Consider the following 17,040-nt stretch of genomic DNA (forward strand, 5'->3'; position numbering starts at 1 on the left):
TCGAGCCGGGGCACGCCGAGGAGAACGGGAACGACATGCGCACGGCTGTGATCGGGGCGGTGCTGCTCGTCGTCGGGGCGGTGGCCGTCGTCACGGGGGTCCTCCCGATGGACGCGCTGGGCGAGCTGGTCGAGCGGACGGCGCCGATCCTCGGCTTCGTGGTCGCGGTGACCGTGGTCGCCGAGCTGGCCTCCGAGGCCGGCGTCTTCACCGTGGTCGCCGAGCGCTCCGCCGAGTGGGGCCGCGGGCGGACCGCGGTGCTCTGGCTGCTGGTGGTGGCGATGGCCGTCGTCAGCACGGTGTTCCTCTCGCTCGACACGACCGCCGTGCTCCTGACCCCGGTCGTGGTCCTGCTCGCGGCGCACGTGCGCGTCCCGCCCCTGCCGTTCGCGATGGCCACGGTCTGGCTGGCGAACTGCGCCTCCCTCCTCCTCCCCGTCTCGAACCTCACCAACCTGCTCGCGCAGCGGCGTCTGGGGGTCGAGGGCCCCTTCGCCTTCGCCGCGCTGACCGCGGTGCCCGCGCTCGTCGCGGCCGTCGTGCCCGTGCTGATCCTCGCGATCCGCTACCGGCGCGAGCTGGCCGGGCGCTACACCCCGGGGGAGCGGACGCCGGTGGAGGACCGGGTGCTGCTGGTCGGCGCGGGGATCGTCGTGGCGCTGCTCCTGCCGGCGCTCGTCTCGGGCCTCGAGGTGTGGATCCCGGCGACGGTCGCCGCGGTCGCGCTGATCGTCCTCTTCGCGGTGCGCCGTCCCGCGGCGCTCACGCCCGCCCTCCTGCCGTGGCAGCTCGTCGTGTTCGCGTCGGGCCTCTTCGTGGCGATGGAGGCGGCGCACCAGCTCGGGCTGGGCGCGGCGCTCGCCGTGGTCGCGGGGGAGGGGAGCGGGACGCTCGACCTGCTGCGCCTCGCCGGCTCCGGCGCGGTCGCCTCCAACCTGGTCGACAACCTGCCCGCCTACCTCGCCCTCGAGCCCGTCGCGGCGGATCCGCTCCGCCTGGTCGCCCTGCTGATCGGCGTGAACGCCGGACCGCTGATCACCCCGTGGGCCTCGCTCGCCACCCTGCTCTGGCACCAGAGGCTGACCGCGCTGGGCGTGCACGTCTCGTGGCGCCAGTACGCGCTCCTCGGACTCGTCGCGGTCGTCCCGACGGTGGGCGGAGCGACGCTCGCCCTCGCCCTCGTGCAGGGCTGATCCCCCGTCCCCCGAGCGGGGCCGGCTGATAGCCTCGACGGGCACGACGACGGCTCGACCGACGAAAAGGGACCACCATTCCTCCGCACTCCGCCTCCGCCTCCTCCGCCGCTGACAGGACCGACGCCGGGACCTCGGGAGGGACCGAGCGCAACGCGTTCGTGGTCGTCTCGAACCGCCTCCCCGTGGACCGCGTCGTGGCCGAGGACGGCACCGCCTCCTGGAAGACCTCGCCCGGCGGGCTGGTCACCGCGCTCGAGCCCGTGATGCGTGCGAACGAGGGCGCCTGGGTCGGCTGGCCCGGCGTGGCCGACGAGGAGGTCGCCCCGTTCGTCGACAACGGCGTGCAGATCGTCCCGGTCGCCCTCAGTGCGCAGGAGCTCGAGGACTACTACGAGGGCTTCTCGAACGACACGCTCTGGCCGCTGTACCACGACGTGATCGCGCCCCCGACCTACCACCGCGACTGGTGGGACGCCTACGTGCGGGTCAACCAGCGCTTCGCCGAGGCGGCCGCGGCCGTGACGGAGGAGGACGGCGTGGTCTGGGTGCAGGACTACCAGCTCCAGCTCGTGCCCAAGATGCTGCGGGAGCTCCGGCCCGACGTCACGATCGGCTTCTTCAACCACATCCCGTTCCCGCCCTACGGGATCTTCGCGCAGCTCCCGTGGCGCCGGCAGATCGTCGAGGGCCTGCTCGGCGCCGACGTGATCGGCTTCCAGCGCCAGGGAGACGCGGGCAGCTTCCTCCGCGCGGTCCGGCGCCTGCTCGGCTACGACACCCGCAGCACGGTCGTCGAGGTCCCGGTCGAGGAGGAGGCCGTCGGCGGCACCCGCCGCGTCAACCGCTCGCGGCGCGGGGCGAGCGTGCGCCCGGTCGTCGCCCGGCACTTCCCGATCTCGATCGACTCCGCGTCGTTCGAGGCGATGGCGCGCACCCCCGAGATCCAGGCCCGCGCCGCCGAGATCCGCGCCGAGCTGGGCAACCCCGCGACGATCATGCTCGGCGTCGACCGGCTCGACTACACCAAGGGGATCGGCCACCGCCTGAAGGCCTTCGGCGAGCTCCTGGCGGACGGCCGCCTCACCTCCGAGGACGCGGTGCTGGTGCAGGTCGCGAGCCCGAGCCGCGAGCGCGTGGACACCTACCGGCAGCTGCGCGACGACATCGAGCTGCAGGTCGGCCGGATCAACGGCGACTACAGCACGCTCGGGCACCCGGCGATCAGCTACCTCCATCACGGCTACCCGCGCGAGGAGATGGTGGCGCTCTACCTCGCCGCCGACGTCATGCTCGTGACGGCGCTGCGCGACGGGATGAACCTCGTCGCGAAGGAGTACGTCGCGTCCCGCTTCGACAACGACGGCGTGCTCGTGCTGAGCGAGTTCGCCGGAGCGGCCGACGAGCTCAAGCAGGCCGTGCAGGTGAACCCGCACGACATCTCGGGGCTGAAGGACGCGATGGAGGCCTCGGTGCGGATGCCGCGCGTCGAGCGCACCCGGCGCATGCGCGCGCTCCGTCGCCGCGTGCTCGAGAACGACGTGGCGCGCTGGTCCGAGTCGTTCCTCTCCGCTCTCGCGGAGCACGCGGCCGGCCAGCAGCTCGACCTGCGGCCCGCCGCCCGCGGGCAGGAGGCGCCGCACGGCCAGGAGGCCGAGCACCGCGACGACGCGGCCCACGGACAGGCGGCCGAGCTCGAGCGGGAGGCCGCCGACGACCGCGCGCTCGACGGCGGCGCGCGATGAGCGAAGGAGTGCCCGAGCGGCTCGCGGCGGCGCTGCGGGAGCTCGCCGCGACCGAACGGCTCCTGGTGGCCCTCGACTTCGACGGCACCCTCGCGCCCGAGGTCGACGACCCCGCCCGCGCGCGGGCGCTCCCCGAGGCGCGCGAGGCCGTGCTGCGGCTCCTCGCCCTCCCCGGCACCCGGGTCGCGCTGGTCTCCGGCCGGGCGCTCGGGAGCCTGGAGGAGGTCTCGCAGCTGCCGGACGAGGCGCTGCTGGTCGGCTCCCACGGCATCGAGATCCGCCTCGACCCCGAGGAGGACGCGGTCCGGCTCGACGACAACGAGCTCGAGAAGGTGGGAGTGCTCGAGGACGTCCTGAAGGGCATCGCCCGCGGGATCGACAACGTCTGGATCGAGGACAAGCCCGCCGGCTTCGCCCTGCACACCCGCCTCGCGACCGAGCGCCACAGCCGCGTCGCCCACGTCGTCGCCCTCTCCGAGGCGCGCGCCGAGGTGCAGGGGGTCACCGTCCGCGAGGGGAAGAACGTCCTGGAGTTCTCGGTCCGCTCGACCACCAAGGGCGAGGCCGTGCAGCACCTCCGCCGCTACACCGGGGCGACCGCCGTCCTCTACGCGGGCGACGACGTGACGGACGAGGACGCCTTCGCGGTCCTCGGCTCCGGCGACGTCGGCATCAAGAGCGGCGAGGGCACCACCGCGGCCTCCTACCGGGTCCGCGGTCCCGAGCAGGTCGCGCACGCACTCCGGCTGCTGGCCGACCTGCGCGCGGAGTAGCAGCCCCCTTCCGGCGGTCAGCGCCAGCGGGTCCCGGATCGCCGACTCGCCGAGGACGGCCGTCCGCCGACGCGGGGAGCGGCCGTTCGCGACGAGTCGGAGATCCGCGGGGACGTCCGCATCCGGTGCCGCTGCCGGAGGCCGGGGCAGGAACGGGTGCGCGGGCCGGTCCGGGTCCGCCCGGCGAGCAGGGGCACCGCGCGCGAGGCGGTAGCCTCATCGCATGCCGGAAATCGATTGGAAGCCCCGCTCGCGCACCGTCACGGACGGCATCGAGGCCACGACGTCGCGCGGGATGCTGCGGGCGGTCGGGATGGGCGATGACGACTGGGAGAAGCCCCAGATCGGCATCGCGTCCTCGTGGAACGAGATCACCCCCTGCAACCTCTCGCTCGAGCGCCTCGCGCGCTCCGCGAAGGAGGGCGTGCACTCCGGCGGCGGCTACCCGCTCCAGTTCGGCACCATCTCCGTCTCGGACGGCATCTCGATGGGCCACGAGGGCATGCACTTCTCGCTCGTCTCCCGCGAGGTCATCGCCGACTCCGTCGAGACCGTGATGATGGCCGAGCGCCTGGACGGCACCGTCATGCTGGCCGGCTGCGACAAGTCGCTGCCCGGCATGCTGATGGCCGCGGCCCGCCTCGACCTCGCCGCCGTGTTCGTCTACGCCGGCTCGATCGCCCCGGGCTGGGTCAAGCTCTCGGACGGCACCGAGAAGGACATCACGATCATCGACTCCTTCGAGGCCGTCGGCGGCGTCAAGGCCGGGATCATGTCCGAGGAGGACGCCAAGCGCATCGAGTGCGCCTTCGCCCCGGGCGAGGGCTCCTGCGGCGGCATGTACACCGCCAACACCATGGCCAGCGTCGCCGAGGCGCTCGGCATGAGCCTGCCCGGCTCCGCCTCGCCCGCCGCCGCCGACCGCCGCCGCGACTACTTCGCCCGCAAGTCCGGCGAGGCCGTCGTCGAGCTGCTGCGCAACGGCACCACGGCCCGCGACATCCTCACCAAGGAGGCGTTCGAGAACGCGATCGCGGTGGCGATGGCCTTCGGCGGGTCGACCAACGTCATCCTGCACCTGCTCGCGATCGCCAACGAGGCCGAGGTCGACCTCACGATCGACGACTTCAACCGCATCGGCGACACGATCCCGCACATCGGCGACCTCAAGCCCTTCGGCAAGTACGTCATGAACGACGTCGACCGCCACGGCGGCGTCCCGGCCGTGATGAAGGCGCTCCTGGACGCCGGGCTGCTCCACGGCGACTGCCTGACGGTCACCGGGAGAACGGTCGCCGAGAACCTCGCCGCGATGGACATCGCACCGCTGGACGGCGAGGTCATCCGCACCCTCGACAACCCGATCCACGCGACCGGCGGGCTCACCATCCTCAAGGGCTCGCTCGCCCCCGAGGGCGCGGTCGTCAAGACCGCCGGCTTCGACGCCTCCGTCTTCGAGGGTCCGGCCCGCGTGTTCGAGCGCGAGCGCGCCGCGATGGACGCTCTGACCGAGGGCCGGATCGAGAAGGGCGACGTGGTGGTCATCCGCTACGAGGGCCCCAAGGGCGGTCCCGGCATGCGCGAGATGCTCGCCATCACCGCCGCCATCAAGGGGGCCGGGCTCGGAAAAGATGTACTACTGTTGACGGACGGACGATTCTCAGGCGGCACAACCGGCCTGTGCATCGGCCACATAGCTCCCGAATCGGTGGACGCAGGTCCCATCGCATTCGTTCGCGACGGAGACCCGATTCGGGTCGACATCGCCGCTCGCTCGATCGACCTACTCGTCGACGAGTCCGAGCTCGCCGCCCGCCGAGAAGGCTGGGCCCCTCTCCCTCCGCGCTACACCCGCGGTGTCCTCGCCAAGTACGCCAAGCTCGTCCGCTCGGCAGCCGAGGGCGCCGTCACCGGGTGACCCGGCCCGCTCCGGCCGGCCGCGCACTCGCGTTCCCGGGCACTCGCCTCCGGCTCTGCCCGCCGCCGCACCACCTCCTGAAGGAATCGACACCCGCATGACTCCGGATCCGTCCGCCGTGCAGCCCGCACCGACGCCCCAGCCACCCCGACCCGCCTCCGCTCCCGGGGCCGCCCCCGCGGCCGAGGTCCTCACCGGAGCGCAGGCGGTCGTCCGCTCGCTCGAGATGCTCGGGATCGAGGACGTCTTCGGCCTGCCCGGCGGCGCGATCCTCCCGGTCTACGACCCGCTGATGGACTCCTCGAAGATCCGGCACATCCTGGTCCGCCACGAGCAGGGCGCCGGCCACGCCGCCGAGGGCTACGCCTCGGCGACCGGCAGGCTCGGCGTCTGCATCGCGACCTCGGGCCCCGGAGCGACCAACCTGGTCACCGCGATCGCGGACGCCTACATGGACTCCGTCCCGATGCTCGCGATCACCGGCCAGGTGTTCTCGACGCTCATGGGGACCGACGCGTTCCAGGAGGCGGACATCGTCGGCATCACGATGCCGATCACGAAGCACTCCATCCTCGTGACGCGTCCCGAGGACATCCCCTCGGCCCTCGCCTCCGCCGCGCTGATCGCCACCACCGGCCGCCCCGGCCCCGTGCTGGTCGACATCACGAAGGACGCGCAGCAGGACCAGGCGCCGTTCCTCTGGCCGCCGAAGATCGACCTGCCCGGCTACCGTCCGGTCACGAAGGCCCACGGCAAGCAGATCCAGGCCGCGGCCCAGCTGCTGGTCGAGTCGCGGAAGCCGGTGCTCTACGTGGGCGGCGGCATCATCCGCGCCCGCGCGGCCGCCGAGCTGAAGGCGTTCGCCGAGGCCTGCGGCGCCCCCGTGGTGACCACGCTGATGGCGCGCGGAGCGTTCCCGGACTCGCACGAGCAGCACCTGGGCATGCCCGGCATGCACGGCACCGTCCCCGCGGTGCTCGCGCTGCAGGAGGCGGACCTGATCCTCGCGCTGGGCTCGCGCTTCGACGACCGCGTGACCGGCAAGGCGGCGCTCTTCGCGCCCCACGCCAAGGTCGTGCACGTCGACATCGACCCGGCCGAGATCTCCAAGATCCGCACCGCCGACGTGCCGATCGTGGGCGACCTGAAGGACGTCCTCCCGGACCTCACCGACGCGTTCGCCAAGGCCTCCGCCGACGGCCGCGCCGACACCTCCGAGTGGTGGAGCTACCTCAAGGGCCTGCAGACGGAGTTCCCGCTCGGCTACACCGAGCCGAACGACGGCCTGCTCTCACCGCAGTACGTCATCAAGCGCATCGGCGAGATCACCGGCCCCGAGGGCGTCTTCGCCTCCGGCGTCGGCCAGCACCAGATGTGGGCGGCGCAGTTCATCAAGTACGAGCGCCCCAACTCGTGGCTGAACTCCGGCGGCGCCGGCACCATGGGCTACTCCGTGCCCGCGGCGATGGGCGCCAAGGTCGGCGAGCCCGAGCGCACTGTGTGGGCGATCGACGGCGACGGCTGCTTCCAGATGACCAATCAGGAGCTCGCCACCTGCACGATCAACGACATCCCGATCAAGGTCGCGGTGATCAACAACTCCTCGCTCGGCATGGTGCGCCAGTGGCAGACCCTGTTCTACGAGGGCCGCTACTCCAACACCGACCTCAACACGGGTCACGACACCGTCCGGGTGCCCGACTTCGTGAAGCTCGCCGACGCCTACGGCGCGCTCGGCATCCGCGTCACGAAGCCGGAGGAGATCGACGACGCCATCCGCCTCGCCATCGCCACCAACGACCGGCCCGTGGTGATCGACTTCGTCGTCAGCCGCGACTCCATGGTCTGGCCGATGGTCCCGCAGGGCGTCTCCAACAGCTACGTCCAGTACGCCCGAGACCACAGCCCGACCTGGGACGACGAGGAGTAGACCCGCATGACGCACCACGTTCTCTCCCTGCTCGTCGAGGACAAGCCGGGACTGCTCACCCGTGTCGCCGGGCTGTTCGCCCGCCGCGGCTTCAACATCGAGTCGCTGGCGGTCGGTCCGACCGAGCTGGCCGGGCTCTCGCGCATCACGGTCGCCGTGGACGTCGAGGACCTGCCGCTCGAGCAGGTCACGAAGCAGCTCAACAAGCTCGTCAACGTGATCAAGATCGTCGAGCTCGACACCGACCAGTCGGTCCAGCGCGAGCACCTGCTCGTCAAGGTCCGCGTCGACAACGTCACGCGCTCGCAGGTGCTCGAGGCCGTCACGCTCTTCCGCGCCCGCGTGGTCGACGTCGCGACGGACGCCCTGGTGATCGAGGTCACCGGCGACACCGGCAAGACCAACGCGTTCCTGCGGGTGATCGAGCCCTACGGCATCAAGGAGATCGCGCAGTCGGGCCTGCTCGCCATCGGGCGCGGCTCCAAGTCGATCACCGAGCGCGTCTTCAAGAACTGACCGCGAACTCTCCACTACAGAAAAGGACTCACCACGTGACCGAGCTCATCTACGACGCCGACGCCGACCTCTCCATCATCCAGTCCAAGAAGGTCGCGATCGTCGGCTACGGCTCGCAGGGCCACGCGCACGCGCAGAACCTCCGCGACTCCGGCGTCCAGGTCGTCATCGCGCTGAAGGAGGGGTCGAAGTCGACCGCCAAGGCCGAGGACGACGGCTTCGAGGTCAAGAGCGTCGCCGACGCCGCGGCCTGGGCCGACCTGATCATGATCCTCGCGCCGGACCAGCACCAGCGCGCGATCTACAGCGAGCAGATCGCCTCCGCGCTGACCGAGGGCAAGACCCTCGCCTTCGCGCACGGCTTCAACATCCGCTTCGGCTACATCGAGGCGCCCGCGGGCGTCGACGTCATCCTCATCGCGCCGAAGGCCCCCGGCCACACCGTGCGCCGCGAGTTCGTCGCCGGCCGCGGCATCCCGGACATCATCGCCGTCGAGAACGACGCGACCGGCACCGCGTGGGAGACCGCGAAGTCCTACGCGAAGGCCATCGGCGGCACCCGCGCCGGCGTCATCAAGACCACCTTCACCGAGGAGACCGAGACCGACCTGTTCGGCGAGCAGGCCGTGCTCTGCGGCGGCACCTCGCAGCTCGTCCAGTACGGCTTCGAGACCCTCGTCGAGGCCGGCTACCAGCCCGAGATCGCCTACTTCGAGGTGCTGCACGAGCTCAAGCTCATCGTCGACCTCATGTGGGAGGGCGGCATCGCCAAGCAGCGCTGGAGCGTCTCCGACACCGCCGAGTACGGCGACTACGTCTCCGGCCCGCGCGTCATCGACCCGCGCGTGAAGGAGAACATGAAGGCCGTCCTCGGCGACATCCAGAGCGGCGCCTTCGCGAAGCGCTTCATCGGCGACCAGGACGCGGGCGGACCCGAGTTCCAGGAGCTGCGCGCCAAGGGCGAGAAGCACCCGATCGAGGAGACCGGCCGCGAGCTGCGCAAGCTCTTCGCCTGGAAGCAGACCGACGAGGACTACACCGACGGCAGCGTCGCGCGCTAGTCGCACCGCGTCGACCGGGGGAGCCCCGGTCCGACGAGGGACCCGTCCACCGGGATCCCCTCGCCGGGCCGGGGCTCCTCCGCGTCCGGGGGGCGACTACCGCTCGAGCTCGCGGACGAGACGGCGGAGACCGCCCTTCGGCGGGACGAGGACGGGGTCCGGCCACCGGGGCGAGAGGTGGTCGCCGAGCGTCACCCGGCGCAGCTTGCGGCCGACGAGGGGGAGTACCCAGTCGGCGGCCCAGCGGCGCTGCTCGCGCAGCCGCGCGCGGAGGCGGAGCGGCTCGGGGGCGTCCCAGGGCCCGGTCGAGATCGTGTGCGGCACGCCGAGCGTGTCGAGCACGCGACCGGCCAGGACGCGGTGCCCGCGCTTGGAGAGGTGCATCCGGTCGGGCGACCAGAGCACGGGGGAGTGGAACTCCCGCATCGCCCAGTAGTCGACGAGGATCGCGCCCCGCTCGCGGGCGATCCGGCGGACGGCGCTGTTGTAGAGGTGGTTGCGGCGCAGGAACATCCGCGGAGCGGGCAGTCCCGGGATGTCGACGCCGGTGAAGAGCACGAGGGAGGCGCCGGTGGTCGCGAGCGCGTCGACGAGCGCCTCGTAGCGGGTGATCAGATCGACGGTGTCGGTGCCGAGGTCGAGGATGTCGTTGCCGCCGGCGTACAGCGTGATCAGGGTGGGGCGGAGCGCGAGGGCGGGCGCGAGCTGGTCCTCGGTGATCTGGGCGAGGCGCTTCGAGCGGACGGCGAGGTTCGCGTACTCCCAGCCCGGCTCGGCCTTCGCCAGGCGCTCGGCGACGCGGTCGGCCCAGCCGCGCACCCCGTTCGGCAGGCGCGGGTGCGGGTCGCCGACCCCCTCCGTGAAGGAGTCGCCGAGGGCGACGAAGCGGCGGCGGCGGTCGTCCATCCGCTCAGCCTCGCCCCCGGGGGAGGACGCGGGGTGTCCGCCGGGTGTCGGGGAGGCGGCGGCGGGCTCCGAGCCTCCTGCGAGGTGCGCGCGGCTAGGGTGTTGCGGTGATCGATGGTGGACCGGGCCGCTCCCCGGAGGACGACGACGCGGCGACCCCGCCGGCGGACCGCGGGCCGGACGCCGGCCCGGAGGACGACGCCGACGACGAGGCCCTGGAGTGGGCGGGCGAGGGCGCGGACCCGACGCTCGCCGCGGGGACCGCGCGCGTGCGCCGGACGCCCCGCACGGACGCGGGGGCGGACCCGGCGGACGACGGCTCGGACGACGACGACCCCGAGGACGAGGACCCCGACGACGAGGCCGCGTCCTCGTCCGCTCTGCTGATCGCCGCGGGCATCGCGGCCGGCCTCTACCTCCTGTACGCCATCGCCTGGGCGATCACGGCGACGCGGCAGTCGCCGGTCGCCGCGGCCGGCTTCGCGGGCGATGCGCTCGGCGGCGCTCTCTACTCGCTCGGGCTCTGGCTGGCGGTCCTGGCGCCGCCGGTGTGGTTCGCCGTGGTGCTCCTCGCCACCCGCGACGCCCGGGTGCGCATCCGCGTGCTCTGGCTGGTCGCCGGACTCGTCCTCCTCGCTCCGCTGCCGTTCCTCAAGGGGGCCTGATGACCGACTCGACCCGGGCCACCCTCGGCGGGACCGGCCGGCGCGACCGGCCCGGCCGTCGCCTGGCCGCCTCCGTCCTCGTCGCCGTGGTGTTCGCGCTCTTCTTCGCCTGGGACGTCTGGGAGGCGGTCGGCAACCTGATCGGCCTGCGCAGCTACGCGGCCTCCCTCGGCACCGACCTGAATCCGACGGGCTGGGCGGTGCTCCTGCTCGGCCTGGTGCTGCCGGTCGCCTGCTTCGTCGCCGCCGTCCTGCTCGGCCGCCGCCGGGGGCTCCCGGCGCGCGTCGGACTGCTCGCGGCGGCCCTCTGCCTCTCGGCGGCGCTCTCGCTCGACGTGCAGCTCGTCCTCGGCGTCGAGAGCCTGGTCTCGCTGAGCTGACCGGCGGCGTCACACGGCGCGGGGCGCGCGCACCCCTCCGCTACAGTGACGGGGGGCTGCCGACGCCCCCGCCTCGGTGCCCGCTCCGTCCCCTCTCCGAAGGAAGCGCCTCTCGTGACAAAGCCGGTCGTCCTGATCGCCGAAGAACTCTCGCCCGCCACCGTGGACGCGCTCGGTCCCGACTTCGAGATCCGCTCCGTGGACGGCACCGACCGCCCGGCGCTGCTCGAGGCCCTCGCCACGGCGCACGCGATCCTGGTGCGCTCCGCGACGCAGGTCGACGCGGAGGCGATCGCCGCGGCCCCCTCGCTCCAGGTGATCGCCCGCGCCGGTGTGGGCCTGGACAACGTCGACATCACCGCCGCGACCGCCGCGGGCGTCATGGTCGTGAACGCGCCGACCTCGAACATCATCTCGGCCGCCGAGCTCACCGTCGGCCACATCCTGAGCCTCGCCCGCCACATCCCCGCCGCCCACAGCGCGCTCGCGCAGGGCCTCTGGAAGCGCTCGAAGTACACGGGCGTCGAGCTCTACGAGAAGACCGTCGGCATCATCGGCCTCGGCCGCATCGGCGCGCTGATCACCGCGCGCCTGCAGGCCTTCGGCGTGAACGTCGTCGCCTACGACCCCTACGTGACCAGTGCCCGCGCGCAGCAGCTCGGCGTCACGCTCCTCTCCCTGGAGGAGCTGCTGGCCGAGAGCGACTTCATCACGATCCACATGCCGAGGACCCCCGAGACGACGGGCATGATCTCGGACGATCAGCTGGCGCTGATGAAGCCGTCGGCGTTCATCGTGAACGTGGCCCGCGGCGGCCTCATCGACGAGGACGCGCTGCACCGCGCGCTCGTCGCGAAGACCATCGCCGGCGCCGGACTCGACGTGTTCGTGAAGGAGCCGCCGACCGGATCGCCGCTGCTCGCCCTCGAGAACGTGGTCGTCACTCCGCACCTCGGGGCCTCGACCGACGAGGCGCAGGAGAAGGCCGGCGTCTCGGTCGCCCGCTCGGTGCGCCTCGCGCTCTCGGGCGAGCTCGTGCCGGACGCCGTGAACGTCGCCGGCGGCGTGATCGACGAGTACGTGCGCCCCGGCATCCCGCTGGTCGAGAAGCTCGGCCAGGTCTTCTCGGGCCTCGCGGACTCGCCGGTCACCTCCATCGACGTCGAGGTGCGCGGCGAGCTCGCCGGCTACGACGTGAAGGTCCTCAAGCTGGCGGCTCTCAAGGGCGTGTTCACCAACGTGGTCTCGGAGACGGTGTCCTACGTCAACGCGCCGGTGCTGGCGGAGCAGCGCGGCATCGAGGTGCGCCTGATCACGGAGCCGGTCTCGGACGAGTACCGCAACGTGATCACGCTGCGCGGCGCGCTCTCGGACGGCTCGCAGATCTCGGTCTCGGGCACGCTGACCGGCACCAAGCAGGTCGAGAAGATCGTGGCGATCAACGGCTACGACGTCGAGGTCCCCCTCGCGAAGCACCTCGTCGTCATGAGCTACGTCGACCGCCCCGGGATCGTCGCGGTCTACGGCCGTGAGTTCGGCGACGCCGCGGTCAACATCGCGGGCATGCAGATCGCGCGCACCGAGGCGGGCGGCAAGGCGCTCTCGGTGATCACCATCGACTCCCCCGCCCCCGACGGCCTGCTCGAGAAGGTCCGCGTCGCGATCGACGCCGACCTCATGCAGGAGATCGACATCACCGAGCAGTGAGCACGCGGCGGTTCGCTCAGGTCGACGTCTTCGGCGCCGCGCCGTTCCGGGGCAACCCGGTGGCGGTCGTCGTCGACGGCGACGGCGTGGGCGACGCCGCGATGGCGGAGTTCGCGCGCTGGACGAACCTCTCCGAGACGACCTTCCTCCTCCGCCCGAGCGACCCCGCGGCCGACTACCGGCTGCGGATCTTCACGCCGGGCGGGGAGCTGCCCTTCGCCGGGCACCCGACCCTCGGGAGCGCGCACGCCTGGCTCGCGGCCGGAGGGACGGCCCGCGCGGCGGGGGAGCTCGTGCAGGAGTGCGCCGCGGGTCTCGTCCGGCTGAGGGTGACGGAGGAGGGCATCGCCTTCGCCGCCCCGCCCCGCCGGCGGACCGGACCGGTCGACGAGGCGACGCTCGAGCGGGTGGCTGCGGCTCTGCGGATCCCGCGCGCGGAGATCCTCGACCACGAGTGGGTCGACAACGGTCCCGGCTGGCTGGCCGTGCGGCTCGCGTCGGCGGAGCAGGTCCTCGCGCTGCGGCCGGACCAGGCTCTCCTCGCCGGGCTCCCCGTCGGCGTCGTGGGCGAGCATCCGGCGGGAGGCGAGTGCGCGGTCGAGGTGCGGGCGTTCATCCCCGACGCCGGTGTGTCCGAGGACCCGGTGACGGGGAGCCTCAACGCGGGGATCGCCCAGTGGCTGATCGGCAGCGGCGTGCTGCCCGAGCGCTACACGGCCGCTCAGGGGGCGGCGTTGGGCCGAGCCGGGCGCGTGCGCGTCGAGAGCACGGACGGCGCGATCTGGATCGGCGGCGCGACGGTGACCCTGATCGACGGGGTCGTCGAGCTGTAGCGGGTACGCCGGGGGCGGCGCGGCTCAGCTCCCGAGGAGGCGCTGGACGACCGCGAGGACGTCCTCGGCCTCGCCGCGCGACTGCGAGCCCGTGGGGAGCAGGGCGGAGTTGTAGTAGAGCCCGTCGCTCATCAGGACGATCGCCCGGGCGACGAGCGGGTCGCCCACGGCGTCGGCGACCACCTCGTTCCAGCTGTCGTGGATCCGCGCGAGGCCCCCGCTGGCGCGCTCGTCGTGCCCTTGCGCGATGCGCGACACGGCGAGGATCGTGCGGTCGAAGGCCGAGTCGGCGGCGAAGGAGGTGCGCAGCAGGTAGGCGACCACGCCCTCGGGAGCAGCGAGGCTCTGCGCGACGTCCGCCTCCCGCCGCGCGTCGAGGCGCTGCAGGAGCCCGTCGACGAGGGCGTCCTTCGAGGGGAAGTGGTAGAGCAGTCCGCCCTTGGAGACTCCGGCCTCGCGGGCGACGGCGTCGAGGGTCGCGGCGCGCTCGCCCTGCTCGATGAGGAGCTGCTCGAACGCGTCGAGGACGCGGTCGCGGGCGGGGGCAGGAGGCACGGCGACCATCCTACGGCGGATCAGTGGCGACTGTACCGGCTGGACGGTATACTCTCTCCGTTCTCCTCTGAAAGGTCGTCCCCGTGTCCGCGCGCACCGCTCCCGTCTCCACCCACGACACCGCCGGCGGCGCCGACCGGGTCGGGCGACGCGCCTGGGTGGCGCTCGCGGTGCTGATGCTCCCGGTGCTGCTGGTCTCGGTCGACAACACGGTGCTGAACTTCGCGCTCCCCTCGATCGCCGAGGATCTGGGGCCCTCCGGCACCGAGCTGCTGTGGATCGTCGACGCCTACCCGCTGGTGCTCGCGGGCCTGCTGGTGGCGATGGGCAGCCTCGGCGACAGGGTCGGGCGGCGGCGCCTCCTGCTGGTCGGCGCGGTCGGCTTCGCCGCCGTCTCGGTCGTGGCCGCGTTCGCTCCCACCGCCGCGGCGCTCATCGGCGCCCGCGCGGCACTGGGCTTCTTCGGCGCGATGCTGATGCCCTCGACGCTCTCGCTCCTGCGCAGCGTCTTCCCCGACCGCGACCAGCGCCGCCTCGCGATCGCGATCTGGGCGACCGGCTTCGCCGTGGGCTCGGGCATCGGCCCGCTGGTCGGCGGCGTGCTGCTCGAGCACTTCCCCTGGGGGTCGGTGTTCCTGCTCGCGGTGCCCGTGCTGCTCCCGCTGGTCGTCCTGGTGCCGATCCTGGTGCCGGAGTCGCGCGACCCGCAGCCCGGCCCGGTCGACGTGGTCAGCATCCTGCTGTCGCTGGCGACCATGGCGCCGGTCGTCTACGCGGTGAAGTCCTTCGCCGAGCACGGGATCGACGCGGTCGGCGTCGCGGCGCTCGTCGTGGGCGTCGTCTCGGGCGTTCTGTTCGTCCGCCGCCAGCAGCGCCGGGCCTCGCCGATGCTCGATCTCTCGCTCTTCCGCCGCGGCTCGTTCAGTGCGGCGATCGTGGTCAACCTCCTCAGCGTCACCGCGCTGGTCGGCGGGCTCTTCTTCCTCTCGCAGCACCTGCAGCTCGTGGTCGGGCTCTCGCCCCTGGAGGCGGGCCTCGTGCTCGTGCCGGGCCTCGCCGTGATGATCCTGGCCGGGCTCGGCGTGGTGCCGATCGCGCGCCGCGTCGCTCCGCGCCTCGTCGTCCCGGCCGGACTGCTGGTCTCGGCCGTCGGGTACATCCTGCTGGCACTCGGCAGCGGGGCGCCCGGAGGAGCGTCCGCGCTCACCGTCGCCGTCGCCTTCGCGTTCCTCGGCCTGGGCATCGGTGCGGCCGAGACGGTGTCGAACGAGCTGATCCTGGCCAACGCGCCCGCCGACAAGGCCGGTGCGGCCTCCGCCGTCTCCGAGACCGCCTACGAGCTCGGCGCGGTCCTCGGCACCGCGACGCTCGGCACGGTCCTCACCGCCGTGTACCGCGGGGGAGTCGTGCTGCCCGAGGGCCTCGACGCCGCGCAGGCGCAGCGGGCCGGGGAGACCCTCGGCGGCGCCGTCTCGGTCGCCGGCGAGCTGCCCGCCGACTCCGCCGCGAGCCTCGTCGCGTCGGCGAGCGCGGCGTTCGACTCGGGCGTCGGCTGGTCGGCCTGGCTCGGCGTCGTCCTCGTGCTGGCCGCCGCCGCGGTCGGCGCCTGGCGCCTCCGCCGGAGCTGACGCTCCTGCTCTCCTCCCGAGGGAGGCCGCCCGGGACGCGCAGCGCCTCCCGGGCGGCCCTCGCCAGCCCGACGGGGGCGCGTGCCCCGGACCGCGGCGCGGGCGGGCCGCGAGTACGCTGGGGGGACTCCGACCCCGTACGCCTGAGGACCGCCATGCCCCGCACCGTGAAGCTCGCCGTCATCCCCGGAGACGGGATCGGGCCCGAGGTGACCGCCGAGGCCGTCAAGGTCCTCGACGCCGTCACCGCCGACTCCGACCTGGTGCTCGAGACGACCACCTTCTCGCTCGGCGCCGCCCGCTACCTCGAGACCGGCGACGTCCTCACCGACGAGGACCTCGCGGCGATCGCGGGGCACGACGCGATCCTCCTGGGCGCCGTCGGCGGAGCACCGGGCGACCCGCGCCTCCGGGACGCGAACATCGAGCGCGGGCTGCTCCTGCGGCTGCGCTTCGAGCTCGACCACTACGTCAACCTGCGGCCCACCCGTCTCTACGCGGGCGTCGCCTCGCCGCTCGCGGCTCCCGGCGAGGTCGACTTCGTGGTCGTCCGCGAGGGCACGGAGGGGCCCTACGTCGGCACCGGCGGCTCGATCCGGCAGGGCACCCCGCACGAGGTCGCCAACGAGGTGTCGGTCAACACCGCCTACGGCGTCGAGCGCGTCGTCCGCCACGCGTTCGAGCTCGCCCGCACGCGCCGCTCCCGGCTGACGCTCGTCCACAAGACGAACGTCCTCGTCTTCTCCGGCTCCCTCTGGAAGCGGATCGTCGACGAGGTGGGGGCCGCCTTCGAGGACGTGGCCGTCGACTACCTCCACGTGGACGCCGCCACGATCTTCCTCGTGACCGACCCTGCTAGGTTCGACGTCATCGTCACCGACAACCTCTTCGGCGACATCCTGACCGATCTGGCCGGCGCGATCAGCGGCGGCATCGGACTCGCGGCCTCGGGCAACATCAACCCCGACGGCGCGTTCCCCAGCATGTTCGAGCCGGTCCACGGATCCGCGCCCGACATCGCCGGACGGCAGCTCGCCGACCCGACCGCCGCGATCCTCTCGGCGGCGATGCTGCTGGACCACCTCGGCCGGAGCGACGAGGCCGCCCGCGTCACCGCGGCCGTGACCGCCGACATCGAGTCGCGCGACGGCACCCCGCGCTCCACGGCCGCGATCGGCGACTCCGTCGTCGCCCGCCTCCGCTGATCCCCCGCAGAAGGACACCACCACG

General features: G+C 72.9%; 15 protein-coding genes. 13 read left to right on the forward strand and 2 right to left on the reverse strand.

Features of this window, described 5'->3' with window-relative positions:
* Positions 1-35: 35 nt before the first annotated feature.
* The 7 genes from C5C63_RS07845 to ilvC all read left to right on the forward strand — a co-directional run bounded on the left by C5C63_RS07845 (position 36) and on the right by ilvC (position 9,136).
* A complete protein-coding gene (locus C5C63_RS07845; protein WP_104233214.1) occupies positions 36-1,193 on the forward strand; it encodes an SLC13 family permease in 1,158 nt (385 codons plus the stop codon).
* Between the two features lie 161 nt (positions 1,194-1,354).
* Positions 1,355-2,938 (forward strand): trehalose-6-phosphate synthase, encoded by a 1,584-nt coding sequence (locus tag C5C63_RS07850; RefSeq protein WP_104315099.1) that lies wholly within the window; start codon positions 1,355-1,357, stop codon positions 2,936-2,938.
* On the forward strand, positions 2,935-3,711 hold the full coding sequence (gene otsB / locus C5C63_RS07855) for a trehalose-phosphatase (protein ID WP_104325820.1): 777 nt from the start codon (positions 2,935-2,937) through the stop codon (positions 3,709-3,711). The genes C5C63_RS07850 and otsB overlap by 4 nt, the downstream gene beginning before the upstream one ends.
* A 223-nt stretch (positions 3,712-3,934) precedes the next feature.
* Complete coding sequence (ilvD, locus tag C5C63_RS07860; protein ID WP_104233215.1) at positions 3,935-5,629, forward strand: dihydroxy-acid dehydratase; 1,695 nt, start codon at positions 3,935-3,937, stop codon at positions 5,627-5,629.
* Positions 5,630-5,726: 97 nt separating this feature from the next.
* Positions 5,727-7,559: an acetolactate synthase large subunit gene (locus C5C63_RS07865; protein WP_104268713.1), complete on the forward strand. Its 1,833-nt coding sequence runs from the start codon at positions 5,727-5,729 to the stop codon at positions 7,557-7,559.
* A gap of 6 nt (positions 7,560-7,565) precedes the next feature.
* Entirely contained in the window at positions 7,566-8,075 is a 510-nt protein-coding gene (gene ilvN / locus C5C63_RS07870; protein ID WP_104223540.1) for an acetolactate synthase small subunit, read from the forward strand.
* A gap of 35 nt (positions 8,076-8,110) precedes the next feature.
* Entirely contained in the window at positions 8,111-9,136 is a 1,026-nt protein-coding gene (ilvC, locus tag C5C63_RS07875; protein ID WP_104223539.1) for a ketol-acid reductoisomerase, read from the forward strand.
* Positions 9,137-9,232: 96 nt separating this feature from the next.
* On the opposite strand, the gene C5C63_RS07880 is transcribed toward ilvC, so the two are convergent.
* Entirely contained in the window at positions 9,233-10,042 is an 810-nt protein-coding gene (locus tag C5C63_RS07880; protein ID WP_104223538.1) for an SGNH/GDSL hydrolase family protein, read from the reverse strand.
* A gap of 107 nt (positions 10,043-10,149) precedes the next feature.
* Between C5C63_RS07880 and C5C63_RS07885 the strand changes: the two genes are divergently transcribed.
* From C5C63_RS07885 to C5C63_RS07900, 4 genes are all read left to right on the forward strand, one after another.
* On the forward strand, positions 10,150-10,707 hold the full coding sequence (locus tag C5C63_RS07885) for a hypothetical protein (RefSeq protein ID WP_104325821.1): 558 nt from the start codon (positions 10,150-10,152) through the stop codon (positions 10,705-10,707).
* Positions 10,707-11,087 carry a hypothetical protein gene (locus C5C63_RS07890; RefSeq protein WP_104233218.1) on the forward strand — a complete coding sequence of 127 codons (381 nt, stop codon included), beginning with the start codon at positions 10,707-10,709 and terminating at the stop codon, positions 11,085-11,087. Before C5C63_RS07885 ends, C5C63_RS07890 begins: the two co-directional genes overlap by 1 nt.
* A 114-nt stretch (positions 11,088-11,201) precedes the next feature.
* The gene (serA, locus tag C5C63_RS07895) at positions 11,202-12,794 is read left to right on the forward strand and encodes a phosphoglycerate dehydrogenase (RefSeq protein WP_104223535.1); all 1,593 of its coding nucleotides are present in this window, start codon (positions 11,202-11,204) and stop codon (positions 12,792-12,794) included.
* Entirely contained in the window at positions 12,791-13,627 is an 837-nt protein-coding gene (locus tag C5C63_RS07900; RefSeq protein ID WP_104268716.1) for a PhzF family phenazine biosynthesis protein, read from the forward strand. The genes serA and C5C63_RS07900 overlap by 4 nt, the downstream gene beginning before the upstream one ends.
* A 24-nt stretch (positions 13,628-13,651) precedes the next feature.
* Here the strand turns inward: C5C63_RS07900 and C5C63_RS07905 are convergent, their stop codons facing one another.
* A complete protein-coding gene (locus tag C5C63_RS07905; RefSeq protein WP_208543367.1) occupies positions 13,652-14,191 on the reverse strand; it encodes a TetR/AcrR family transcriptional regulator in 540 nt (179 codons plus the stop codon).
* A 74-nt stretch (positions 14,192-14,265) separates the two neighbouring features.
* Between C5C63_RS07905 and C5C63_RS07910 the strand changes: the two genes are divergently transcribed.
* Both C5C63_RS07910 and C5C63_RS07915 read left to right on the forward strand, forming a co-directional pair.
* The gene (locus C5C63_RS07910) at positions 14,266-15,810 is read left to right on the forward strand and encodes an MFS transporter (protein ID WP_258065410.1); all 1,545 of its coding nucleotides are present in this window, start codon (positions 14,266-14,268) and stop codon (positions 15,808-15,810) included.
* Positions 15,811-15,965: 155 nt separating this feature from the next.
* Positions 15,966-17,015, forward strand: coding sequence for a 3-isopropylmalate dehydrogenase (locus C5C63_RS07915; RefSeq protein ID WP_104257252.1), 1,050 nt, complete (start codon positions 15,966-15,968; stop codon positions 17,013-17,015).
* The last annotated feature ends 25 nt before the right edge of the window (positions 17,016-17,040 follow it).

Origin of the sequence: Rathayibacter sp. AY1B8, assembly GCF_002932775.1 — a bacterium.
In the GTDB taxonomy this organism is placed as follows: Bacteria; Actinomycetota; Actinomycetes; order Actinomycetales; family Microbacteriaceae; genus Rathayibacter.